The sequence below is a fragment of the Enterobacter sp. JBIWA003 genome, from assembly GCF_019968825.1.
Classification (GTDB): domain Bacteria; phylum Pseudomonadota; class Gammaproteobacteria; order Enterobacterales; family Enterobacteriaceae; genus Enterobacter; species Enterobacter quasiroggenkampii.
This window is the reverse complement of record NZ_CP074170.1, coordinates 4,671,231-4,696,062: the sequence shown is the minus strand read 5'-3', so window position 1 is coordinate 4,696,062 and position 24,832 is coordinate 4,671,231. Positions and strand designations below refer to the sequence as shown.

Genomic DNA, 24,832 nt, shown 5'->3' with positions numbered 1-24,832 from the left:
ATAATTGATGAAACAAACACAACGTCATGACGCCATTATCGAACTGGTAAAAAAACAGGGATACGTCAGCACCGAAGAGCTGGTGGAGCAGTTTGCCGTCAGCCCACAAACCATCCGTCGTGACCTGAACGACCTGGCCGATCAGAACCGTATTCTTCGCCACCACGGTGGCGCGGCGCTGCCGTCCAGCTCGGTTAACACCTCCTGGCACGACCGTAAAGCCACGCAGACGGCGGAGAAAGAGCGTATTGCCCGCAAGGTCGCCAGCCAGATCCCAAACGGGGCGACGCTGTTTATTGATATCGGCACCACGCCGGAAGCGGTCGCCCATGCGCTGCTGGATCATGAGAACCTGCGTGTGGTCACCAACAACCTGAACGTGGCTAACACCCTGATGCAGAAAGACGATTTCCGCATCATCCTCGCGGGCGGGGAGCTGCGCAGCCGCGACGGCGGAATTATCGGCGAAGCCACCCTCGATTTTATCTCCCAGTTCCGCCTCGACTTCGGCATTCTGGGGATCAGCGGCATCGACAGCGACGGCTCGCTGCTGGAGTTTGATTACCACGAGGTACGCACCAAGCGCGCGATTATTGAAAACTCACGCCACGTGATGCTGGTGGTGGATCATTCGAAGTTTGGCCGAAACGCGATGGTGAACATGGGCAGCATCAGCATGGTGGATGCGGTCTATACCGACGTGATGCCGCCGGCGGGCGTCATGCAGGTGATTAAAGATAATAATTTGCAGCTGGAATTGTGCTAACGGTTGTGTCGGGTGGCGCTGCGCTTACCCGACCTACAACACCCGTAGGCCCGTGCAAGCGTAGCGCCGCCGGGCAATGAATTACACTCCGTACCCCATCATCTTCAACAGCTGCTGTGCATGCTGTACCGCATCCTGACGATGCGCCACGCCCAGCTTCTGGTACAGGTTGCGGATATGCGTTTTGATGGTGGTCGCCGCCACCGCCAGCTCGCCGGCAATCTGCTCATTGCTGTAGCCTGAATAGATCAGCCCCAGAACCTGCCATTCGCGCTGGGTGAGCGGGCTGGTGCGGATAAGCTCCGGCACTTCCGGGTGATTCAGCAGACGTTCAACGAAGTTCTCATCAAAATGCGCGAACTTGTGCCGATGATGCTGGTTAATCTCGCGCAGAATGCGCTGGGCGCGATGTTGATCCAGCTCCGGCAGCGTGTTGAGCTGAATAAGCTGACGCAGTTGCTGGGCCATCACTTCACCCTCAATCACAAAGTGGCTGATAAACCCGGTGCGGTTTGCCAGCTGTAGCGCCTCCAGCAGCACGCGCTGGGCATCGTTTTTACGACCCGCCTGCCAGTAGAGCTGGTTCTGCAGCAGCAGGTTGCGGTTCAGATCGCTCATCAGGCGCAGGCTGCGCGCGTTCTCGTTCAGCTCTTCCAGCACAATCTCAGCGGGCTCTAATTCACCGAGCAGGATCTGCGCGCGGGCAATGTTGCGCCACTGGCTCTGCAGGAAGTGGTTGTTGGCAAATTCCGGTTTTGGCGTCTGACGCAGCCAGTTGGCGGCGGATTTTTTATCGCCGGTCATCTGCCAGTAAATCACCCGGACCTTATCGGCGTTTGACACCCAGTCGCTATGATACTGACCGTTGCCGAGCAGGTTTTCCAGGCGGTTAAGATGGTTGCGGGCGTTATCGAGATCGCCGCGCGCCAGCGAGCACTGCACCAGCAGCGCCAGACACTGCAGCTGCTGCTGAGGCTGGAAGCTGGAAAGAACATCCACACCCTGGCGGGCGCAGCTTTCTGCTTCATCCAGACGCGACCATGCCCACAGCAGCTGAGCGCGAATACGCAACAGGAACTCGTGCATCGGCAGCTGTTCCAGGTGTTGTTCACGAATCAGCTGGAACGCTTTTTCCTGGTTTTCCCAGGCAGCCTGCAGGAACCCCTGCGCGAATAAAATCTCGCTCTGCTGGATCAGGCTCCACAGCGCGTAGTGCCAGACATCATGACGACGCGCCATCTGTTCGGTTTGCTGCATCAGTGAAAGCGAACGCGTGAGGTCGCCCTTGCAGTGCAGCACTTCGCCGTGCACGGAGGTCGCCACGATGCGGCTGTAGAAGTTGGCCAGCGGCAGTTCATCCAGCGCGACCATCGCCAGCCGTTCCGCTTCGTCCGGGTCGCCATCGTTAATGGCCACCTGAGCGCGCAGCGCGTTGAACTCGCCGTGCAGGGTGGTATCCATCTCGCTTTCCATCTCCTGCTCGGCACGCGCCAGCAGGGTGTTCACTTCGCTGTAGCGATGCTGGCTCTGCATCAGCCAGGCCTGCAGCAGCACCAGACGCGGATTCTCCAGCAGGCTTTCCCACGGCAGGGCTTTGAGGGACTCTTCCAGCAGCGTCAGCTCGCTGTGGTTAAACAGGCCCCACGCATGATTGAGGAGGATATCGCGCAGCATGCTGGCATCCCCGGCAGCGAGCGCGTGGTGGATGGCCTCGCTCGGGAAGCCCTGTGCCATCCAGCTTTCGGCAGCGGCGCGGTGGATCTCCGGCAGTTCAACCGCCAGCTCCCACTGACAGCGCTGGCGCAGGAAGCTACCAAACAGCGGATGATAGCTAAACCACTCGCCGGGATCGTCCATGCGCGTCAGGAAAAGGCCCTGACGTTCAATTTCTTCGAGCTGCAGCTGACCGTTTTCACAGCCCGTCACCCGCACGATGAGGGCATCGTTCATGGAGCGCAGCAGCGAGCTTTTCAGCAGGAAATTACGCGTCGAGGGATCGACACTGTCCAGCACCTCGTCCACCAGGTAGTCAGAGAGGTGGCTGGCGTTGATGCCGGCCAGACGCCGCGCTGACTGATGGGCTGGACTGTTGTTTTGCCGGGCAGAGAGGGCGATGAGCTGCAGCGCCGTGGCCCAGCCCGCGACGTCATCACACAGGCGGCTGCTTTCAGCGGCCTCAATGGGTGAGGTCAGGCGGCAGTCAAAGAACTGTTTTGCTTCCTGGTGGGTAAAGGCCAGCTGCTGGCTACCCACTTCCAGAAGCTGATCGCGCACGCGCAGGTTGGCAATACCCAACTGCGGCAGGTTGCGTGACAGCACCACTAACGTCAGGTTTTCCGGCTGATGGCGCAGGAAGAAACGCATTGATTCATGAATCACCGGGTTAGTGATGAGATGGTAATCATCAATCACCACGTAAAGCGGGCGATGCCATTCAGCCAGTTCGATAAACAGCTGAGAGAAAAGGGAGGACAGGCTGGCGTACTGGCGCTTTTGTACCATCACCTCACTGGCAACGCAGTGTCCATGGGTGGCTTGCTGTATCGCGGCAATCAGATAGCTGGCAAAGCGCTCCTGCTGGTTATCGCCCTCATCAAGAGAGTACCAGCCAAGATCGCTCTTACCTGCGGCCCATTGCGAAATGAGCGTTGTTTTTCCATAACCTGCAGGGCTCGTAACCAGCGCCAGTCGGAAATTATGCGCGCCGGAAAGTTTAGCCAACAGACGCTCGCGGACCACTGTGTGGTCAAGACGAACCGGGCGACTTAATTTAGACGGAATCAACATAGGTTTCACTTCACTGTGGGGAACGAGAGATTTTATTTTTTTTGCGCTTCGTAATTAATGGTTATAAGGTCGGCCAATAAGTTAACTATTGCAAGTTATGTCTGGATTTGGTGGCTGTGAATTTGCACTCTGTCACAAAACATTCAGGCAGAGGAGGGAACTTTCTGAAAAGGTCTTTGATGCCCCGTCAACGCTGGCTTGTATGGCTGTACTGCGGCTGCGCTGAAACTGGTTTCAGAAAGGGATAGTGACGTCGAATTTAATATACTTCTGGTAAAGTTAAGGGAGATTAATAATCTCCTTAGCGATTTCCCGATTGCCGAAATATTATTCTAGGTAAGTAATTATTTCGGCGGGGTTTAATTTCACCCGAAACCGCATTTCATTTCTTTGACATTCTCCTCGGTTACTTTTTTATCTTCCGGGCACACTCGAACTATGCTCTGAGAGTGGCCTTGATCACACTTTTCTGCTCATCCCCGCTACTCCTCCCTGTCTAATCCCCCTCGGGAGGAGGAAGAGGGGAAATGAGCCAGGCACACTAGCGCCAACTTGTGTTTTCTTTCTAAAGGATGCCGATCCCCTATGTCACAGCCTACCTTCAACAAAGCTCAATTCCAGGCTGCCCTGACGCGTCAGTGGCAGCGTTTTGGCCTTCATGCTGCAAACGAGATGACGCCTCACCAGTGGTGGCAGGCAGTGAGCGGTGCGCTCGCAGAGCAGCTGGATGCTCAACCCCTGGCAAAACCGGTAAAAGGCCAGCGCCATGTAAACTACATTTCAATGGAATTCCTGATTGGCCGTCTGACGGGCAACAACCTGTTGAACCTCGGCTGGTATCAGGAGGTTGGTGACGTCCTTAAAGAACACGACATTAACCTGACCGACCTGCTGGAAGAAGAGATTGACCCGGCGCTGGGCAACGGCGGCCTGGGACGCCTGGCGGCCTGCTTCCTTGACTCCATGGCGACCGTCGGCCAGTCGGCGATTGGCTACGGTCTGAACTACCAGTACGGCCTGTTCCGTCAGTCGTTTGCTGACGGTCACCAGATGGAAGCGCCGGATGACTGGCATCGCAATACCTATCCGTGGTTCCGCCATAACGCGCAGCTTGACGTGCAGGTTGGCATCGGCGGGAAAGTGACGAAACAAGGTCTCTGGGAACCGGCGTTCACCATCACCGGCGAAGCCTGGGATCTGCCGGTGCTTGGCTACCGTAACGGCGTGGCGCAGCCGCTGCGTCTGTGGCAGGCGAAACACGCCCACCCGTTTAACCTGACTAAATTCAACGACGGCGATTTCCTGCGGGCCGAGCAGCAGGGCATCGACGCCGAGAAGCTGACCAAAGTCCTCTATCCGAACGACAACCACCTGGCCGGTAAAAAGCTGCGCCTGATGCAGCAGTACTTCCAGTGCGCCTGCTCCGTGGCGGACATTCTGCGTCGCCATCACCTGGCGGGCCGCAAGCTGGCGCAGCTGCCGGACTTCGAAGTGATTCAGCTTAACGACACGCACCCGACCATTGCCATCCCGGAACTGCTGCGCGTGCTGATCGACGAGCATCAGCTGAGCTGGGACGACGCCTGGGCCATTACCAGCCGTACCTTTGCCTACACCAACCACACGCTGATGCCAGAAGCGCTGGAGTGCTGGGATGAGAAGCTGGTGAAAACGCTGCTGCCGCGCCACATGCAGATCATCAACAAAATTAACGACCAGTTTAAAAAGCTCGTGGATAAAACCTGGCCGGGCAACAAGGCGGTCTGGGCGAAGCTGGCGGTGGTTCACGATAAGCAGGTACGCATGGCGAACATGTGCGTGGTGAGCGGCTTCGCGGTCAACGGCGTGGCGGCGCTGCACTCGGATCTGGTGGTCAAAGATCTGTTCCCGGAATACCACCAGCTGTGGCCAACCAAATTCCACAACGTGACCAACGGCATCACGCCGCGTCGCTGGATCAAGCAGTGCAACCCGCTGCTAGCGGGCCTGCTGGACAAGACCCTGAAGAAAGAGTGGGCCAACGATCTGGACCAGCTCATCAACCTGGAAAAATACGCTGACGACGCGACATTCCGCGAGCAGTACCGGGCGATCAAGCTGGAGAACAAGGTTCGCCTGGCGGAGTTTGTGAAAGTGCGTACCGGGATTGAGATCAACCCGAATGCGATTTTCGATATTCAGATCAAGCGTCTACACGAGTACAAACGCCAGCACCTGAACCTGCTGCACATTCTGGCGCTGTACAAAGAGATCCGCGAGAACCCACAGGCCGATCGCGTTCCGCGCGTGTTCCTGTTCGGTGCGAAAGCGGCGCCGGGCTACTACCTGGCGAAAAACATCATCCTCGCCATCAATAAAGTGGCGTCGGTGATCAACAGCGATCCGAAAGTGGGCGACAAGCTGAAGGTGGTGTTCCTGCCGGATTACTGCGTCTCGGCGGCTGAAATGCTGATCCCGGCGGCAGATATCTCCGAGCAGATCTCAACCGCAGGGAAAGAAGCCTCCGGTACCGGCAACATGAAGCTGGCGCTGAACGGCGCGCTGACCGTCGGCACGCTCGACGGGGCCAACGTCGAAATCGCCGAGAAGGTGGGCGAAGAGAATATCTTTATCTTCGGCCACACCGTGGAAGAGGTGAAAGCCATCAAGGCCAAAGGCTACGACCCGGTGAAGTGGCGTAAGAAAGACAAAGTGCTGGACGCGGTGCTGAAGGAGCTGGAGAGCGGCAAATACAGCGACGGCGACAAGCACGCGTTTGACCAGATGCTGCACAGCATGGACAAACACGGCGGTGACCCGTATCTGGTGATGGCGGACTTTACGGCCTATGTCGACGCGCAAAAACAGGTCGATGTGCTGTATCGCGACCAGGAAGCGTGGACCCGCGCGTGCATCCTGAACACCGCGCGCTGCGGTATGTTCAGCTCTGACCGCTCAATCCGTGATTATCAGGCCCGTATCTGGCAGGCAAAACGCTAAGGAAGCGCGATGGAGAGTAAACGTCTGGACAGTGCCGCGCAGGCGGCGGGAATTAGCCTCAGTTACATTAATGCTCACGGCAAACCACAGTCTATTGGCGCCGACACCAAAAGACGTTTGCTGGACGCTATGCACAAAACCGACGCGAAAGCGTCGGCTGCGCCGGTGCCGAACGTGAAGGTATTCACTACAGGCAAAAAGATGCCGCTCGCGGTGGAGGGACGTGGCGAGTTTAGCTGGCTGCTCACGACCGAAGAGGGGCATCAGCACAAAGGCCACGCCACCGGCGGCAAAACGCTAAACCTTCCGGCGAAGCTGCCGGAGGGCTATCACACCCTGACGCTCACCCAGGACGATCGGCGTTTCCACTGCCGGGTGATCGTCGCGCCAAAACGCTGCTACGAGCCGCAGGCGCTGCTTGAAGGCAAAAAGCTGTGGGGCGCCTGCGTGCAGCTCTATACGCTGCGCTCCGACAGCAACTGGGGGATCGGTGATTTTGGCGATCTGAAGAACATGCTGGCATCCGTGGGCGAGCGCGGCGGCGCGTTTATCGGCCTCAATCCGATCCACGCCCTCTACCCGGCCAACCCGGAGAGCGCCAGCCCGTACAGCCCGTCGTCCCGTCGCTGGCTGAACGTGATTTATATCGACGTTAACGCTTTAGATGATTTCAAAAACAGCCAGGAGGCGCAGGCCTGGTGGAAACTCAGCACCACGCAGCAGGCGCTGAAGCAGGCGCGCGAAGCCGACTGGGTGGATTACTCCACCGTCACGGCGCTGAAAATGGCCGCGCTGCGCCTGGCGTGGAAAGGCTTTTCGCAGCGCGATGACGAGCAGATGGCGGCGTTCCGCCAGTTCGTGACGCAGGAGGGCGAGAGCCTGTACTGGCAGGCGGCGTTCGATGCGCTGCATGCGTATCAGGTGAAAGAGGACGAAATGCGCTGGGGCTGGCCGGTCTGGCCTGAAGCGTATCAATCCGTCGACACGCCGGAAGTGAAAGCGTTCTGTAAAAAATATGCCGATGAAGTGGACTTCTACCTGTGGCTGCAGTGGCTGGCGTACAGCCAGTTTGCCGCCTGCTGGCAGGTGAGCCAGGGCTATAAAATGCCGATTGGCCTGTACCGTGACCTGGCCGTGGGCGTGGCGGAGGGCGGTGCGGAAACCTGGTGTGACCGTGAGCTGTACTGCCTGAAGGCCTCTGTGGGGGCACCACCGGATATCCTGGGCCCGCTGGGCCAGAACTGGGGACTACCGCCGATGGATCCGCACGTCATGGCGGCGCGCGCCTACGAGCCGTTCATCGACCTGCTGCGCGCGAACATGCAGAACTGCGGCGCGCTGCGTATTGACCACGTGATGTCCGTGCTGCGCCTGTGGTGGATCCCGTACGGTGAAACGGCGGACCACGGGGCGTACGTGCAGTATCCGGTTGACGATCTGCTGTCGATCCTGGCTCTGGAAAGCAAGCGTCATCAGTGCATGGTGATCGGTGAAGATCTCGGTACCGTGCCGGTGGAAATTGTCAGCAAGCTTCGCGACAGCGGCGTCTACTCCTATAAAGTGCTCTATTTTGAAAACGACCATGAGAAAACCTTCCGCGCGCCGCAAGCGTACCCTGAACAGTCAATGGCAGTCGCGACGACGCATGACCTTCCTACGCTTCGTGGCTATTGGGAAAGCGGCGATCTGACCCTTGGCAAAACGCTGGGCCTGTATCCTGATGAAGAGGTGTTACGCGGCCTGTATCAGGATCGCGAACTCTCCAAACAGGGGCTGCTGGATGCGCTGCACAAGCAGGGCTGTCTGCCAAAACGTGCCGGACATAAAGCGTCACTGATGTCGATGACCGCGACCCTCAATCGTGGTTTGCAGCGCTATATTGCCGACAGCAATAGCGCCCTGCTGGGCCTGCAGCCGGAAGACTGGATTGATATGGCGGAGCCGGTGAACATCCCGGGCACCAGCTATCAGTACAAGAACTGGCGTCGCAAGCTGTCCACCACGCTTGAGGCGATGTTTGCCGATGACGGGGTGAACAGGCTGATTAAGGATTTGGATAAGCGGCGAAAAGCTGCCGGGAAGAAGTAATAAAAAACCCGCCAGTGGCGGGTTTTTTATTATCCGGTAGTGCTCATGTAGGTCGGGTAAGGCGTAGCCGCCACCCGACTTAGGGCATCAGACCACCATATTCAACAGCAGCACCCCGACCAGACCGCACACCGAAATAATGGTTTCCAGCGCGGACCAGGACTTGATGGTTTCACCGATCGTCAGGTTGAAGTACTCCTTGAACAGCCAGAAGCCCGGGTCGTTAACGTGAGAGAAAATCACGCTACCGGAACCGACGGCGATAACCATCAGCTCAGGGCTCACGCCCGTGGTGGCAATCAACGGCGCAACGATACCGCCCGCGGTGATCGCCGCAACGGTCGCAGAGCCCAGCGCAATACGCAGAACCGCGGCAATAGACCAGGCCATCAGGAGCGGCGACACGTTGGTTTCATGCATCATCGCGGCGATGTATTTGTCCACGCCGCTGTCGACCAGAACCTGTTTGAACGCACCGCCACCGCCGATGATCAGGAGCATCATGGCAATGATTTTGATGGAAGAGGTCAGCGTATCGTTGATCTGATCCATGGAGCGGCCACGGTTCAGACCGAAGGTGAACATCGCGATCAGCACGGCAATCAGCGTTGCCATCACCGGGTCACCCAGGAATTCCGCCACAGACAGGAACGCATGACCTTTCGGCAGGATCATCTCTGCCACGGCGCGCATCGCCATCAGGATCACCGGTACCAGAGAGGTCCAGACGCTGACGCCAAAGCCAGGCATCTCTTCTTCGGTGAAGGTTTTAGCGCTGTACAGACCTTCCGGGATAGGCTTATCAATCCCTTTCAGGAAGCGGGCATAAACCGGACCGGCCAGAATCACCGTCGGGATCGCCAGAATCGTACCGAACAGCAGGGTTTTACCCATATCCGCGTGGAAGATGGTCGCGATAGCGGTTGGACCCGGGTGCGGCGGCAGGAAGCCGTGGGTCACGGACAGCGCCGCGGCCATAGGCACACCGACATACAGCAGCGGGATGCTCGCGGCAGCCGCAATGGTGAACACCAGCGGCAGCATCAATACGAAGCCCACTTCATAGAACAGCGCGAAACCGACGGTAAAGCCGGTTAACACCACTGCCCACTGAATGTTCTTCTTACCAAATTTGTCGATAAGCGTGGTGGCAATACGCTGGGCGCCACCGCAGTCCGCCAGCATTTTACCGAGCATGGCGCCGAAGCCCATGATCAACGCCAGGCTACCGAGCGTGCCGCCGACACCGGCTTTAATCGAGCTGATAACTTTCACCAGCGGCATCCCCTGCATCAGACCGACTGCAAGCGCCACCAGAACCAGAGCGATAAATCCGTTCATTTTGAAGCGGATCATCAAGAGCAGTAATAACACAACACCGATAGCAACGATGACTAATGGCATGATTTACCTGGCCTTTGAATTGTTATGCGTAACGTCATTGTTTCAACGACAAATTCCGATTGTCCCAACTGGGAACAGAGAAGTAACGGCACTAATACTGATGCCTTTTAAACGATTAAGTTTAGTCGGCTGTTATGAATGTGTTTAGTGCCCATGAGAATGATACGGGTAACATGGCGTGATTGAGAATCACCCTGGAAGGCAAAATGTGAATTATGAGACGCAGGTCAACATATAGAGGGGAACGAAGAGGGGGAACAGGGTTTTGTAGGCCCGGTAAGCGCAGCGCCACCGGGCAATACAGACGGGCACTGAATCAGTAGTAGGAGTGCTCGCCGCGCTGGTGTTCGGTCAGGTCACGCACGCCTTTCAGTTCCGGGAACTCGTTCAGCAGCTGCTTCTCGATCCCTTCTTTCAGGGTGACATCGACCATTGAACAACCGTTACAACCGCCGCCAAACTGCAGAATGGCAAAACCTTCGTCGGTGATTTCCATCAGGGAAACACGGCCGCCGTGGCCAGCCAGCTGTGGGTTGATCTGGGATTGCAGCAGATACTCAACGCGCTCCATCAGAGGGGCATCGTCAGACACTTTACGCATTTTCGCGTTCGGTGCTTTCAGGGTCAGCTGAGAACCCAGCTGATCGGTGACGAAGTCGATCTCCGCATCTTCAAGATACGGTGCGCTCAGCTCATCAACATAGGCGGTGAGCTGTTCAAATTTAAGGGCAGTGTCGGTGGCTTCCACAGCGTCCGGAGGACAATAAGAAACACCACATTCTGCATTCGGAGTGCCTGGATTAATCACAAACACGCGGATCTGCGTCCCTTCTTCCTGATTTGCCAGCAGTTTGGCAAAGTGCGCTTGTGCAGAATCGGAAATACGGATCATAGCTTTGGCCTAATAGTTGACTAAATTACCTGGGTATAATCATACGCCCATTGAAGAAGGGCTACAAGGTACGGCACAGACACCATACCTGAACCGACGCGGCGCCGCTTTGCAAAAGCAGTCGGGAAAGTTCAGCAACGGTACTGCCTGTGGTGACGACATCATCCACAATCGCGATATGAAGACCGTCGACCGGCAATTCAAGGCGAAAGGCATTTTTGAGGTTTCTTTTGCGAAGCCGGGCGCTGAGCTGATGCTGGATGGCGGTGGCATGAACACGTGTCAGCGCGCGGGCATCATACTGACAGCCAAGCCACCGGGCGAGGGGACGGCAGATCAGGTCACTCTGGTTATAACCCCGCCGCCAGTGCCGACGTCGGTACAGGGGGACATTTACCACCCTGTCGATTTTCGGCAATGCGCGGTGGCGCCGCGCCTGCAAAACCGCCAGCAGTAGCAGTCGGGCAAGGGGCTGAGCCAGCGCACTCTGGCCGGAAAACTTTAGCGCGTGAATCAGCCTGCTCAGCGGCGGAACATAATCATCCACCGCCACCAGCGCACTCCACGGCGGGGATTTTTTCAGGCAGCGGCCGCAGGGCAAAGAGGGACTGATGGCCGGTAAACCGCATTGTGGACAGGTCCCGATACGCCATTGCAGCGATCGCGTGCAGACGGAGCAGATGCCCCATCCGCTGAGTGCCAGCGGCATTCTGCATAGCCAGCACAACCCAGGTACTGTTAGCATGTGCAACCTCCATGTGAAAAAAGAGAACAGTAACTGATGAAGACGCTGTGGTGGCAGACCGTAGGGACAGGAAATTGCCATCTTGTGCTGCTGCACGGATGGGGCCTGAATGCAGAGATATGGCATTGCATACGTGAGGAACTTGCCTCGCATTTCACGCTGCATCTGGTGGATTTGCCGGGTTATGGCCGCAGCCGCGGCTTTGGCGCGATGTCGCTTGATGAGATGGCGCAGCAGGTTCTGGACGCTGCGCCGCAAAACGCTGTCTGGCTGGGCTGGAGCCTGGGCGGGCTGGTGGCAAGCCAGATTGCGCTGTCGCGGCCTGACCGGGTAAAAGCGCTGGTGACGGTGGCGTCGTCGCCCTGTTTTAGCGCGCAGGACGCGTGGCCGGGGATAAAACCCGAGGTGCTGGCGGGCTTCCAGCAGCAGCTGAGCGAAGATTTCCAGCGGACCGTAGAGCGGTTCCTCGCCCTGCAGACGATGGGAACTGAAACCGCCCGTAAGGATGCCCGTACGCTGAAGCAGACCGTGCTGTCGCTGCCGATGCCTGACGTTGAGGTGCTTAACGGGGGGCTTGAGATACTCAAGACGATCGATCTGCGTGAACCGCTGGCGTCGCTGGCGCTTCCGCACCTGCGTATCTACGGCTACCTTGACGGCCTGGTGCCGCGCAAAGTGGCTCCGCTGCTTGATGACCTGTGGCCGAAAAGCCAATCAATGGTGGTCGCTAAAGCGGCACACGCGCCGTTTATCTCACATCCTGACGAGTTTTGTTCGGCGCTGACCGTCTTTATTCGCGAAGTGACCACCACTCCGTGAGGCAGGCTTTTCCTTCCGGGCAATGTTTACAGCTGCCGGACAGACAACCGTCCGGCTCTTCCTGAATCCGCACCGCTTTCCCCATGGCTTCCAGTCTTGCCAGCATGGCATCGATCATCGGCTGCGGCGTATGCAGACTGAGGCTCAGCTGTTTCGCCTCCATTCGCCCCTGCAGCGCCAGCAGATCACGAACCTGAATCAACGATGCCATGATGTGTGCTCCTTAGTGACAGTCGCCCGCCGGGCTGTTGCAGCAGGTTGCGGCGGTTTTACGGTTTGCCAGCAGGTCGATGTCGACGCGGCTGCGTGCCCGCCGCAGCAGACCGAGAACGACCACGTTGAACAGCACAACCGCAAGAATGCAGACCAGGCTGTAGCGTGGGTGCTGGCTGAAGTTAACGGTTTGATAAAACAGCGTCGCCAGCGAGTAGGCAATGTTTAACCCCCACAGGATGGAGAAACCCATCCAGCCGCGGCTGGACTCGCGGGCAATCGCCCCCATCACGGAGATGCACGGAATATAGAGCAGAACGAAGATGAGATAGCTGTAGGCCGCGGACGCGCTGCCAAATTTCTCGCCCATCACGCCCATGGCACCCGTCGCCATTTCGCCATCGCCTTTGCTGGCCTCAATCGGGTTCGCCAGCACGCTCAGGCTGAAGGTGTCCTTCAGGCTCTGCCAGGTTTCCTCTACGGCACCCAGCAGCTCATCACCGAGATGAAACTCAGCCGGGTTAAATTCCTGCTCCTGAATGTTCTCGGCGGTGTAGAGCGTATTCAGGGTACCGACAACCACCTCTTTTGCCATCGCGCCGGTAAACAGGCCGACGGTTGCCTGCCAGTTATCCTCATGCACGCCAATCGGTTTGAAGACCGGCGTGATGACGCGGCTGACGGAGGCGAGGGCAGAGTCGTTAATGTTATCCGCTGCCTGTCCACTCAGGGTGAAGCTGTTCAGGGCGCTCAGGAAAACGCTGACGATGACAATCACCTTACCGGCGCGCAGGACGAAGCCTTTCAGACGCTGCCAGGTCTGGATCGCCAGGCTTTTCAGATGGGGGACGTGGTACACCGGCAGCTCCATCACGAACGGTGACGCCTCACCGCGCATGATGGTGTGCTTGAGCATTAAACCGGTGAGGATCGCCATCACGATGCCCAGGACATACAGCGAGAAGACCGCCAGCGCGCCCTGCTGGCCAAAGAAGGCTGCCGCAAAGACAGCAAAGATTGCCAGGCGGGCACCGCAGGACATAAACGGCGCCATCATAATGGTCATCAGACGTTCACGCGGTGCATCCAGCGTACGTGCGCCCATCACCGACGGCACGTTACAGCCGAAGCCGACGATCAGCGGGACGAAGGATTTACCCGGCAGGCCCAGCGCCTGCATCAGACGATCCATCACGAACGCCGCGCGCGCCATGTAGCCGGAATCTTCCAGGAACGAGAGGAACAGGTACATCATGCCGATCTGCGGCACCAGCGGCAGAACGGTATTGATACCGCCGCCGATCCCCTGCGCGAGGAAGATGGTGAGCCATTCCGGGAAGTGCAGGGTGTAACCCACCCACTGGATCCCGTGGACGAAGACCGCGACGGAACCGGCGTCAAAAATCGGCTGCAGTGCACCACCGATGTTAATGGCAAGCAGGAACATCACGTACATCACCAGCAGGAAGATGGGCAAACCGAGGAAGCGGTTAAGCACAATCTTATCCACTGCCGCCGTAAAGCGGCTGGGTTCCGCCGTCAGCGCGTTACTGACCACGTCGCAAATCGAGGCGATGGCCTGGTAACGGGCATCGGCGATGTGCAGCGCCGGGTCGTCCAGCTCGTCGCTAAGACGGGCCACCGTTACGTCCAGCTTATCGGCCGCATGCCCGGCGTAAGCGCGGCTGTAGATATCCCCTTCCAGCATCTGCAGGCCAAGCCACAGACGCTGTTTCGCAGGCATAGCGTTATCCATCTCCTGCGCCAGCACGTTGGCTTCACGCAGGAGAGGCTGCGCGTAATGCACCAGCTCAACGTCGCGATTTCCCGCGTGACGGTCAATGGCAAGCTTCAGCGCATCAATACCGCGCGCGCGCGTCGAGACCAGCGGAACGACCGGGCACCCCAGGCGCGCGGAGAGGGCATCGACGTCGATGCGCAGCTTTTGTTTCTCTGCGATATCGAGCATGTTGAGCGCCACGATGCAGGGGATACCCAGCTCCAGCAGCTGCAGCGTAAGATAAAGGTTACGCTCGAGGTTTGAGGCGTCGACCACGTTGATCAGCAGATCCGCGTCGCCGCCAAGAATATAGTGACAGGCGATTTGCTCATCGAGCGAGGTTTGCGACGAAATGGTGGTTAAGGAGTAGGTGCCGGGAAGGTCAACCAGCGTCACCTGGTTGTCTGTCGTCGTGAACTGGCCCTCTTTACGTTCAACCGTCACGCCCGCCCAGTTGCCCACGCGCTGGCGAGCCCCGGTCAACTGGTTAAAAAGCGTGGTCTTGCCGGAATTAGGATTGCCAATTAAGCCAATAGTTAACTTTTTCATTTTTTTAGACTCACTGAAACCGCTGGCTTGTTATCGGGATAAGGCTTCGACTTCTATTAACGCGAGGTCTTTTTTACGCAGGACCAGATTCACGCGTCGGGTTTCGATATGAACCGGATCGCCTAACGGCGCCACGCGTACGACCTGGAATGACGAACCGGGCAGCATGCCCAGCGACAGCAGCTTCTGCCGATAGGCCGGGCTAATTTCGCGGGTAAAACCGGTAATCTTCCATGCACTGTCTGGAGTGAATTGCATAACGCCTGATTCCACGAAAGGTTAAATTATCTACTATGCGATGATAATGAGAATAGTTTTTATCAGCAATATTAAAACTGTGACGGAATGTTGTTTGCGATATTAATTTACGGCCTTTTTGACCTTGCTCAATATTTGCTGAAATGCCGGGAAAACGAAAAGCGGAGTATTTGTTAACGGGGTGATAATTCGCGGTTTAAATATGGCTACACACTATTTATTTTAATTTCCTGCGGCCTGCTTGCCGGGCGGCACTGCGTTTGCCCGGCCTACAAAACCGTAGGCCCGGTAAGCGCAGCGCCACCGGGCATTTATGACCTTAGCGTTTTTTACCCATCGCGGCCGCCAGCGCATCCATCATCGCGCTGTTGCCTGCAGGCTGGGCATCACGTCCACGCGGTTTTGCCGCTTTCGCGGCCGGACGCTGCTGCTCGCGGCCCCCACCGTTGCCGCCGCGGCGCGCGTTGGTGTCACCCGGCTGCTCGTCCAGACGCATGGTGAGCGCGATACGCTTGCGCTGCAGGTCCACTTCCAGCACTTTGACCTTCACGATGTCGCCCGCTTTGACCACGGTGTGCGGGTCTTCAACGAACTTGTCGGCAAGGGATGAGATATGGACCAGGCCATCCTGATGCACGCCGATATCCACGAACGCGCCAAAGTTGGTGACGTTAGTCACCGCACCTTCCAGCACCATGCCTGGCAGCAGGTCGTTCATGGTCTCGATACCGTCAGCAAAGGTCGCGGTTTTGAACTCAGGACGCGGATCGCGGCCCGGTTTTTCCAGCTCTTTGATAATGTCGGTAACGGTTGGCACACCAAATTTGTCGTCGGTGAAATCGACGGCTTTCAGGTTGCGCAGGGCGCTGCTGTCGCCCATGAGATCTTTCAGCGCCTGCTGGGTAGCGGCCAGGATGCGTTCCACCACCGGATACGCTTCCGGGTGAACGGTGGAGGCATCGAGCGGGTTATCGCCGTGGTTGATGCGCAGGAAGCCCGCGCACTGCTCAAACGCTTTTGGCCCCAGACGGCTTACCTTCAGCAGCTGCTGACGGTTCTGGAACTGGCCGTTCTCGTCGCGCCAGGCGACGATGTTCTGCGCCATCATGCGGGTTAAGCCCGCCACGCGGGTCAGCAGAGGAACGGAGGCGGTGTTCAGATCAACGCCAACGGCGTTTACGCAGTCTTCCACGACCGCATCCAGCTTGCGCGCCAGCTGAGTCTGGCTCACGTCGTGCTGATACTGGCCCACGCCGATCGATTTCGGATCGATCTTCACCAGTTCCGCCAGCGGATCCTGCAGACGGCGAGCGATCGAGACCGCGCCGCGCAGGGAAACGTCCAGGTCAGGGAACTCCTGTGCCGCCAGCTCGGACGCGGAGTAGACGGATGCCCCGGCCTCACTGACGATCACTTTCTGTGCCGTCACTTTCGGGAACTGCTTCTGCACGTCGAGATAGAAACGCTCGGTTTCGCGGGACGCCGTACCGTTGCCGATGGCGACCAGCTCGACGTTGTATTTTTCGCACAGCGCCGCCACCACGACGGCCGCTTTCGCTGCCTGGCCGGTGTGCGGATAGATGGTGTCGGTGGCGACCAGCTTGCCGGTGCCGTCAACGACAGCGACTTTTACACCGGTACGCAGACCCGGATCGAGACCCATGGTCGCGCGCAGGCCAGCAGGGGCGGCCATCAGCAGGTCGTGCAGGTTGCGGGCGAAGACGTTAATCGCTTCATCTTCAGCACGTTCGCGCACGGTGCCCATCAGCTCGGTTTCGAGGTGCATCAGCACCTTGATGCGCCAGGTCCAGCTCACCACGCCTTTACGCCAGCTATCAGCCGGGGCGTTGTTCAGGCGCAGGCCGAGATGGTCGATGATGATCTGCTCGCAGTGGCTCTCTTTCGGCGGCTCGTCAAACTGCGGGTCGGCGTTCAGGGAGAGTTGCAGCACGCCTTCGTTGCGGCCGCGGAACATTGCCAGCGCGCGGTGGGAAGGGGTGGTGGAAATCGGTTCGTGGTGATCGAAGTAGTCGCGGAATTTCGCGCCTTCTTCCTCTTTACCCGCGACGACGTTAGAGACGATGTGGGCGTTCTTCCACAGGTAATCACGCACTTTGGCGAGCAGGGCAGCGTCTTCGGCGAAGCGCTCCATCAGAATATAGCGCGCGCCGTCGAGGGCGGCCTTGGTGTCCGCTACGCCTTTGTCGGCGTCGATGAATTTCGCCGCTTCGGTATCCGGATCGTGGGACGGTTCGTTCCACAGCAGGTCGGCCAGCGGCTCAAGGCCCGCTTCAATCGCAATCTGTCCGCGCGTGCGGCGCTTCGGCTTGTACGGCAGATAGAGGTCTTCGAGTTCGGTTTTGCTCAGGGTGCCATTGATGGCGCTTTCCAGTTCGCTGGTCAGCTTGCCCTGTTCGCCGATGGATTTGAGGATCGCCTGACGACGTTCTTCCAGTTCGCGCAGATAACCGAGACGGGTTTCCAGGTTACGCAGCTGCGTGTCATCCAGACCGCCGGTGACTTCCTTACGATAGCGTGCAATAAACGGCACGGTGTTCCCTTCATCAAGCAGGCGAACGGCAGCTTCTACCTGTTCGGCTCTGGCCTGAAGTTCACCCGCAATAATGCGGCAGAGCGAATCTTTCATCATGGCTTTATCATCTGTTGAGTCGAAAAAAATCAGGGGATAGTTATACGGGCTGACACGGCAAAATGCCAGCCGGGGAGGGCGCTCTCGGACTATTTTACGTAGACGATCTCATTAACGTACCAGCTGGCTTCACCGGCTGGGGTCTGCACGACGGCCAGATCGCCCACCTCCTTTTTCAGCAGCGCGCGGGCCATCGGCGAGTCGATGGAGATGTAATCCTTACGACCAAAAATTTCATCGTAGCCGACAATGCGAAAGCGCAGGGTGTCACCGTCGTCGTTTTCAATCTCCACCCACGCGCCGAAGAACACTTTGCCCTCCTGCTGCGGGGAGTAATCGACAATTTTTAGATTTTCGAGGCATTTCGTCAGATAGCGTACCCGGCGGTCAATTTCGCGCAGCCGCTTCTTGTTGTACTGGTAGTCAGCGTTTTCGCTGCGATCGCCCAGGCTCGCGGCCCAGGTCACCTTTTTGGTTACCTCAGGACGCTCTTCGCGCCAGAGGAAATCCATCTCTTTTTTAAGTTTCTCGTACCCTTCGCGGGTGATCAGGGGCGTTTTCATGGTGCTGCCTTTGCTGCCGGTTCTCTGTTTTGCGCACAATACGTACCACACAGTGTAACAGACAGGATTAATAATGATTTATGTGATGAAATGAACAGATAAGCTGCTGTTAAATATGCTTTGTAACAATTTCGACTAGAATTTATACCAGAATTAACTGGTCGAATACGTGCACTTTTTTAGAATACGCTGTTACAAAGACTATCCGAACCTTTGGGAGTACACACAATGCAAGAAAACTACAAAATTCTGGTCGTGGATGACGACATGCGCCTGCGTGCGCTGCTGGAACGTTATCTGACCGAGCAGGGCTTCCAGGTTCGTAGCGTCGCGAACGCTGAGCAGATGGACCGTCTGCTGACCCGTGAATCTTTCCATCTGATGGTTCTCGACCTGATGCTGCCTGGCGAAGATGGGCTTTCTATCTGCCGCCGTCTGCGCAGCCAGAGCAACCCGATGCCGATCATCATGGTGACGGCGAAGGGCGAAGAAGTTGACCGTATCGTGGGCCTCGAAATCGGCGCCGACGACTATATTCCAAAACCGTTTAACCCGCGTGAACTGCTGGCGCGCATTCGCGCCGTACTGCGTCGTCAGGCGAACGAACTGCCGGGCGCGCCGTCGCAGGAAGAAGCCGTTATTGCCTTCGGCAAGTTCAAGCTGAACCTCGGCACGCGCGAAATGTTCCGTGAAGACGAGCCGATGCCGCTCACCAGCGGCGAGTTTGCGGTCCTGAAAGCGCTGGTCAGCCACCCGCGTGAACCGCTTTCCCGTGACAAGCTCATGAACCTGGCGCGCGGTCGCGAATACTCCGCAATGGAACGCTCTATCGACGTGCAGATCTCCCGCCTGCGCCGCATGGTAGAAGAAGATCCGGCGCATCCTCGTTATATTCAGACCGTATGGGGTCTGGGCTACGTGTTCGTCCCGGACGGCTCTAAAGCATGAGGCGAATGCGCTTCTCGCCGCGAAGCTCGTTTGCCCGCACCCTGTTACTGATCGTCACCCTGCTGTTCGTCAGCCTGGTGACGACCTACCTGGTGGTGTTGAACTTTGCGATCCTGCCGAGTCTCCAGCAGTTCAATAAGGTCCTGGCCTACGAAGTGCGTATGCTGATGACCGATAAGCTGCAGCTGGAGGACGGCACGCAGCTCGTCGTTCCCCCGGCGTTTCGTCGTGAAATCTACCGTGAACTGGGCATCTCGCTCTACTCGAATGAAGCGGCGGAAGACGCGGGCCTGCGCTGGGCGCAGCACTATGAATTCCTCAGCCAGCAGATGGCGCAACAGCTGGGTGGCCCGACGGAAGTGCGCGTTGAGGTCAACAAAAGCTCGCCCGTCGTCTGGCTGAAAACCTGGCTGTCACCCAACATCTGGGTGCGCGTCCCGCTGACCGAAATCCATCAGGGCGATTTCTCGCCGCTGTTCCGCTATACCCTGGCGATCATGCTGCTGGCGATAGGCGGGGCCTGGCTGTTTATCCGTATACAGAACCGACCGCTGGTCGACCTGGAGCATGCTGCGCTGCAGGTCGGTAAAGGCATTATTCCTCCTCCGCTGCGCGAGTATGGCGCCTCGGAAGTCCGCTCGGTGACGCGTGCGTTTAACCATATGGCGGCAGGCGTGAAGCAGCTGGCGGATGACCGTACGCTGCTGATGGCGGGCGTGAGCCATGACCTGCGCACCCCCCTGACGCGTATCCGTCTGGCGACGGAGATGATGGGAGAAGAGGACGGTTATCTTGCCGAGTCCATCAACAAGGATATCGAAGAGTGCAACGCCATCATCGAGCAGTTCATCGACTACCTGCGCACCGGTCAGGAGATGCCGATGGAGATGGCGGATCTGAACGCGGTGCTGGGCGAAGTGGTGGCAGCGGAAAGCGGCTACGAGCGCGAGATTGATACCGACCTTCAGGCGGGCGAGATCCAGGTACGCATGCACCCGCTCTCCATTAAGCGCGCGGTGGCCAACATGGTGGTTAACGCGGCGCGCTACGGCAACGGCTGGATTAAGGTCAGCAGCGGGTCTGAGCTCAACCGCGCCTGGTTCCAGGTGGAAGACGACGGTCCGGGCATCAAGCCCGAGCAGCGTAAGCATCTGTTCCAGCCGTTTGTGCGCGGCGACAGCGCGCGCAGCACCAGCGGTACGGGCTTAGGCCTGGCGATTGTGCAGCGTATTGTGGATAACCATAACGGACTGCTGGAGATTGGTACCAGCGAGCGGGGTGGGTTGAGCATTCGCGCCTGGTTGCCGGTTCCGGTGACGCGAGGGCAGGTGAAAGAGAGTTGAAAAAAGGGTGGCACGAGCCACCCTTTTTTACAGGTCGGGTAAGGCGAAGCCGCCACCCGACATGGACTACAACTTCGGACCCGCACTCACCAGCGCAGCACCCGCCGGGGTATCGGTGTACTTCTCGAAGTTCTCGATAAACAGCTTCGCCAGCGATTCCGCTTTCTCACGCCACTGCTCCGGCGAACCGTACGTATTGCGCGGGTCGAGGATATGCGTATCCACACCCGGCAGCGACGTTGGGATCGCCAGGTCAAACATCGGCAGCGTGAAGGTTTCGGCGTCGTCCAGAGAACCATCCAGAATGGCGTCGATAATGGCGCGGGTATCTTTGATGGAGATACGTTTGCCGGTGCCGTTCCAGCCGGTGTTCACCAGGTATGCCTGCGCACCGGATGCCTGCATGCGTTTCACCAGCACTTCAGCGTACTGCGTCGGGTGCAGCGACAGGAAGGCTGCGCCGAAGCAGGCGGAGAAGGTTGGGGTTGGCTCCGTCACGCCGCGCTCGGTACCCGCCAGCTTGGCGGTGAAACCGGAGAGGAAGTGATACTGCGTCTGGCTGGCCGTCAGGCGAGACACCGGAGGCAGCACGCCGAACGCATCCGCCGTCAGGAAAATAACCTTCGTGGCATGACCCGCTTTTGACACCGGCTTCACGATATTGTCGATGTGGTAGATCGGATAAGAGACACGGGTGTTTTCCGTTTTCGACGCATCGTCGAAGTCGATGGAGCCGTCGGCACGCACGGTGACGTTTTCCAGCAGCGCATCGCGACGGATCGCGTGGAAGATATCCGGCTCGGCCTCTTCAGACAGGCGAATGGTCTTCGCGTAGCAGCCGCCTTCAAAGTTGAATACGCCGTCGTCATCCCAGCCGTGTTCGTCATCACCAATCAGACGACGTTTTGGATCGGTAGACAGGGTGGTTTTCCCGGTGCCGGAAAGGCCGAAGAAGACCGCCACGTCGCCTTTTTCACCGACGTTAGCCGAGCAGTGCATGGAGGCGATGCCCCGCAGCGGCAGCAGGTAGTTCATGACCGAGAACATCCCTTTCTTCATTTCGCCGCCGTACCAGGTACCGCCGATCAGCTGGATACGCTCGGTCAGGTTGAAGGCAATAAAGTTTTCGGAGTTCAGACCCTGCTCTTTCCACTGTGGGTTGGTGCATTTCGCGCCGTTCATCACGATGAAATCAGGGGTGAAGTTCTGCAGCTCTTCGTCGGTTGGACGGATAAACATGTTTTTCACGAAATGCGCCTGCCAGGCCACTTCGGTGATAAAACGTACGGAGAGACGGGTGTCGGCGTTAGCGCCGCAGAAAGCGTCGACAATAAACAAACGCTTGCCGGAAAGTTGATGGGTGACGAGCCCTTTCAGGTGCTGCCAGGTTTCCGGAGAGAGCGGTTTGTTGTCGTTCTTCCCTTTGCCCTTGTCAGCCCACCACAGCGTATCGCGGGTGGTTTCGTCTCGGACGATATACTTATCTTTCGGCGAACGACCGGTAAAGATACCGGTATCGACGGCGATAGCACCAAGATTCGTCAACACACCGCGCTCGTATCCTTCCAGTGCTGGATTGAGCTCTTCCTGATACAGCGTATCGTAGTCGGGGTTGTAGACGACTTCCTGGACGTCGTGAATACCATAAGCCTTGAGATCTTGCGGGGTTAAACCAGTAACACGCATATCACTGCTCCTTAGCCAATATGTACTGCCTGAAATTGTAGGGTTTTTCTGAGGTTGTTTACCGCGACGGGGCTCATAGATTCACGCATCTGGACAAAACCCTTACTAACGGAAAACGCTGCAACTCCAGTCACAGCGCAGGCGGATTATCGCAGGAATCGCTTTTTGGTTGGGGAAAATGTTCCGAAAAGGTTAAAGGCTGGTGATTTTATCGGAAAGAATGTGAATGTAATCGCATACACGTAAGAAAATTACGTAAGAGTTACATTGGGAAAACGATTCAGCTTGGGTGGAGTTTTTTGCCCCTCAGCCCAGCCCTCTCCCCTTTGGGGAGAAGGTTAAGGTGAGGGGAAGAGAGGTTTAGTGAACCTGCGGATCCGCCGGGGAGGCGTTATTGCGGATCTCCGCGATATCCATCGAATTGAACACATAGTGCGTACCGCAGTAGTCACAGTGCATATCAATTTCGCCGTCTTCCGCCATGATGCTGTCGATCTCTTCATCCGGCAGGGTTTTCAGTGCGCCAGCGCAGCGCTCGCGGGAGCAGGTGCACTTAAACTCCACAGACTGCGGGTCGTAAACGGTCACTTCTTCTTCGTGGTACAGACGCCACAACACGTCGGTCGCCGACAGATTGAACAGCTCTTCCGCTTTGATGGTTTCGGTCAGCGTCGCCAGGTGCTCAAAATCATTGGTCTGCGCGTCCTGCGCAGGCAGAACCTGCAGCAGCATCCCGCCAGCAGCAGGCTGGCCGTCTACTTCACCGGTGCGGATGAACAGGCGCGTTGGCAACTGTTCAGAACGCATGAAGTAATCTTCCAGGCAGGCTGCGAGGGTATCGCCTTCCAGACCCACCACGCCCTGATAGCGCTCACCTTCCTCTGGGGAGATGGTGATCACCAGGTAGCCATTACCCACCAGCGTTTTGAGGTCAGCATTCTCAGGCACGTCGCCCTGAACGCGCGCCACGCCGCGCATCTGCTGCTGGTTATTGCCGTTGATGACCGCCAGCGTCATCGGGCCGTCACCCTGCAGCTGCACGGTGATATCACCGGCAAATTTCAGCGTCGCCGTGAGCAGGCTGGTGGCAACCAGCAGTTCGCCCAACAGGGTCTTCACCGGCAGCGGGTAGTTGTGGTTTTCCAGAATCTGTTTCCAGGTTTCGGATACGGTGACCAGCTCGCCGCGCACGGCGAATTGTTCAAACAGATAGCGGTGTAATTGGTCGTGTTGGGCCATAATAGTCTCTCGTGCAGGTGAGGGTTACTCGGTCTCACCGTGTTTAAATTTCATCAGATCGCGGCGCTCTTTTTTGTCCGGTCGCCGGTCCGGGTGGGGCATGGTCAGCGCATTCATTTTGCGCGCCAGCGCGGTCTTCTCGCGCTTTTCTATGCTTTCCGCCGTCTCTTCATAAAGCAGTACGGCTTCGGCTGCCGGCCGTCGTTGTTCGGTAATGGCTTTAATCACTACCGTACGTTCATCGTTGCCCTGACGCAGCGTTAAGGTGGCATTCAGCTCAACCAGCTTGCTTGGTTTGCTGCGCTGGCCGTTGTAATGCACTTTTCCGCCGTCAATCATCTCGCGGGCAAGGGCGCGCGTCTTATAAAAACGCGCCGCCCACAGCCATTTATCCAGTCTTACCCCGTCAGAGGGTTTTTCTTTCATGGCCTCTCCTTCACGGTCAGTGAGGGGATCATCTGGCGATAGTCGTTCAGTCCCGGATGGCGTAGATAGCTTTTTTCAGCCAGGCCAGAGTCAGGATTGGTGACGCCCAGACAATAGCGAATGCCAAACTTAGCCGCGGAATCCAGAATGGGTTCGCTGTCATCAATGAACAGCGTGCGTTCCGGCTGCAAACCCGTCTCTTCCTTCACCGCATGCCACAACCGCTGATCCTCTTTCGGATAACCAAATGTGTGGGTGGAAAGTAATAAATCAAGGTGTGATGCCAGACCCGTATGCTCCAGCTTCACGGCCAGGTTATGGGGATGCGCGTTGGTCAGCAAAATGCGGCGCTTGCCGCTTGCTTTCAGCGCGTCCAGGAACGGAACCGTATCCTCGCGCAGCACGGCGCGTGGACCCTGGGCGGTGGTCATGGCACAAATATCCAGACCGAGGCGCTCGCTCCAGTAGTCAAGACAGTACCAGTTTAGCGTATGTTGCACGGCACTATATTGCGAACGAATGAATGCCTGCGCTTCTGCCGGGGAGATCCCCTGCTGCTCGCCATAGGTTTCTGGAACCAGCGTTTGCCAGAAATAGTTATCAAAGGCGAGATCGAGCAGCGTGCCGTCCATATCCAGCAGAACGGTATCAACCTCCTGCCAGGCGATATCAAGATGCATAAGGGGAACTCCAGCCA

The 24,832-nt window shown here is 57.6% G+C and carries 19 protein-coding genes; 6 read left to right on the top strand and 13 right to left on the bottom strand.

Annotation, left to right across the window (positions count from 1 at the left end):
• The first annotated feature begins 7 nt into the window (after positions 1–7).
• On the top strand, positions 8–766 hold the full coding sequence (locus KGP25_RS22845; RefSeq protein WP_008503060.1) for a DeoR/GlpR family transcriptional regulator: 759 nt from the start codon (positions 8–10) through the stop codon (positions 764–766).
• A gap of 81 nt (positions 767–847) precedes the next feature.
• On the opposite strand, the gene malT is transcribed toward KGP25_RS22845, so the two are convergent.
• Positions 848–3,553, bottom strand: coding sequence for an HTH-type transcriptional regulator MalT (gene malT, locus KGP25_RS22840; protein WP_048027711.1), 2,706 nt, complete (start codon positions 3,551–3,553; stop codon positions 848–850).
• Between the two features lie 585 nt (positions 3,554–4,138).
• Between malT and malP the strand changes: the two genes are divergently transcribed.
• Positions 4,139–6,532, top strand: a complete 2,394-nt coding sequence (gene malP / locus KGP25_RS22835) for a maltodextrin phosphorylase (protein ID WP_223539655.1) — start codon at positions 4,139–4,141, stop codon at positions 6,530–6,532.
• A gap of 9 nt (positions 6,533–6,541) precedes the next feature.
• On the top strand, positions 6,542–8,620 hold the full coding sequence (gene malQ, locus KGP25_RS22830) for a 4-alpha-glucanotransferase (RefSeq protein WP_223539654.1): 2,079 nt from the start codon (positions 6,542–6,544) through the stop codon (positions 8,618–8,620).
• 87 nt (positions 8,621–8,707) lie between these two features.
• Here the strand turns inward: malQ and gntT are convergent, their stop codons facing one another.
• The 3 genes from gntT to gntX all read right to left on the bottom strand — a co-directional run bounded on the left by gntT (position 8,708) and on the right by gntX (position 11,661).
• The gene (gntT, locus tag KGP25_RS22825) at positions 8,708–10,024 is read right to left on the bottom strand and encodes a gluconate transporter (RefSeq protein ID WP_024907902.1); all 1,317 of its coding nucleotides are present in this window, start codon (positions 10,022–10,024) and stop codon (positions 8,708–8,710) included.
• Between the two features lie 316 nt (positions 10,025–10,340).
• Entirely contained in the window at positions 10,341–10,916 is a 576-nt protein-coding gene (nfuA, locus tag KGP25_RS22820; RefSeq protein ID WP_008503055.1) for a Fe-S biogenesis protein NfuA, read from the bottom strand.
• 61 nt (positions 10,917–10,977) lie between these two features.
• Entirely contained in the window at positions 10,978–11,661 is a 684-nt protein-coding gene (gntX, locus tag KGP25_RS22815) for a DNA utilization protein GntX (RefSeq protein WP_223539653.1), read from the bottom strand.
• A gap of 36 nt (positions 11,662–11,697) precedes the next feature.
• Between gntX and bioH the strand changes: the two genes are divergently transcribed.
• The gene (bioH, locus tag KGP25_RS22810) at positions 11,698–12,480 is read left to right on the top strand and encodes a pimeloyl-ACP methyl ester esterase BioH (RefSeq protein WP_223539652.1); all 783 of its coding nucleotides are present in this window, start codon (positions 11,698–11,700) and stop codon (positions 12,478–12,480) included.
• Here the strand turns inward: bioH and feoC are convergent.
• From feoC to greB, 5 genes are all read right to left on the bottom strand, one after another.
• The gene (gene feoC / locus KGP25_RS22805) at positions 12,452–12,691 is read right to left on the bottom strand and encodes a [Fe-S]-dependent transcriptional repressor FeoC (RefSeq protein WP_048027699.1); all 240 of its coding nucleotides are present in this window, start codon (positions 12,689–12,691) and stop codon (positions 12,452–12,454) included. The genes bioH and feoC overlap by 29 nt on opposite strands.
• Before the next feature lie 12 nt (positions 12,692–12,703).
• Positions 12,704–15,022 carry a Fe(2+) transporter permease subunit FeoB gene (feoB, locus tag KGP25_RS22800; protein WP_048027698.1) on the bottom strand — a complete coding sequence of 773 codons (2,319 nt, stop codon included), beginning with the start codon at positions 15,020–15,022 and terminating at the stop codon, positions 12,704–12,706.
• A gap of 30 nt (positions 15,023–15,052) precedes the next feature.
• Positions 15,053–15,280, bottom strand: a complete 228-nt coding sequence (feoA, locus tag KGP25_RS22795; RefSeq protein WP_008503050.1) for a ferrous iron transporter A — start codon at positions 15,278–15,280, stop codon at positions 15,053–15,055.
• A 319-nt stretch (positions 15,281–15,599) separates the two neighbouring features.
• Positions 15,600–17,930, bottom strand: a complete 2,331-nt coding sequence (locus KGP25_RS22790) for a Tex family protein (protein ID WP_223539651.1) — start codon at positions 17,928–17,930, stop codon at positions 15,600–15,602.
• An 89-nt stretch (positions 17,931–18,019) separates the two neighbouring features.
• Positions 18,020–18,493 carry a transcription elongation factor GreB gene (greB, locus tag KGP25_RS22785; RefSeq protein WP_008503048.1) on the bottom strand — a complete coding sequence of 158 codons (474 nt, stop codon included), beginning with the start codon at positions 18,491–18,493 and terminating at the stop codon, positions 18,020–18,022.
• A 228-nt stretch (positions 18,494–18,721) separates the two neighbouring features.
• Between greB and ompR the strand changes: the two genes are divergently transcribed.
• Together ompR and envZ are read left to right on the top strand one after the other, a co-directional pair.
• Entirely contained in the window at positions 18,722–19,441 is a 720-nt protein-coding gene (gene ompR / locus KGP25_RS22780; protein WP_001157751.1) for a two-component system response regulator OmpR, read from the top strand.
• Positions 19,438–20,784 (top strand): two-component system sensor histidine kinase EnvZ, encoded by a 1,347-nt coding sequence (gene envZ / locus KGP25_RS22775; protein ID WP_008503047.1) that lies wholly within the window; start codon positions 19,438–19,440, stop codon positions 20,782–20,784. The genes ompR and envZ overlap by 4 nt, the downstream gene beginning before the upstream one ends.
• A 66-nt stretch (positions 20,785–20,850) precedes the next feature.
• Here the strand turns inward: envZ and pckA are convergent, their stop codons facing one another.
• From pckA to yrfG, 4 genes are all read right to left on the bottom strand, one after another.
• The gene (pckA, locus tag KGP25_RS22770; protein ID WP_048226358.1) at positions 20,851–22,470 is read right to left on the bottom strand and encodes a phosphoenolpyruvate carboxykinase (ATP); all 1,620 of its coding nucleotides are present in this window, start codon (positions 22,468–22,470) and stop codon (positions 20,851–20,853) included.
• Between the two features lie 360 nt (positions 22,471–22,830).
• On the bottom strand, positions 22,831–23,709 hold the full coding sequence (gene hslO / locus KGP25_RS22765; RefSeq protein WP_023309492.1) for an Hsp33 family molecular chaperone HslO: 879 nt from the start codon (positions 23,707–23,709) through the stop codon (positions 22,831–22,833).
• Between the two features lie 24 nt (positions 23,710–23,733).
• On the bottom strand, positions 23,734–24,135 hold the full coding sequence (gene hslR, locus KGP25_RS22760; protein WP_063622743.1) for a ribosome-associated heat shock protein Hsp15: 402 nt from the start codon (positions 24,133–24,135) through the stop codon (positions 23,734–23,736).
• On the bottom strand, positions 24,132–24,815 hold the full coding sequence (yrfG, locus tag KGP25_RS22755) for a GMP/IMP nucleotidase (protein WP_048027692.1): 684 nt from the start codon (positions 24,813–24,815) through the stop codon (positions 24,132–24,134). Before yrfG ends, hslR begins: the two co-directional genes overlap by 4 nt.
• Between the last annotated feature and the right edge of the window lie 17 nt (positions 24,816–24,832).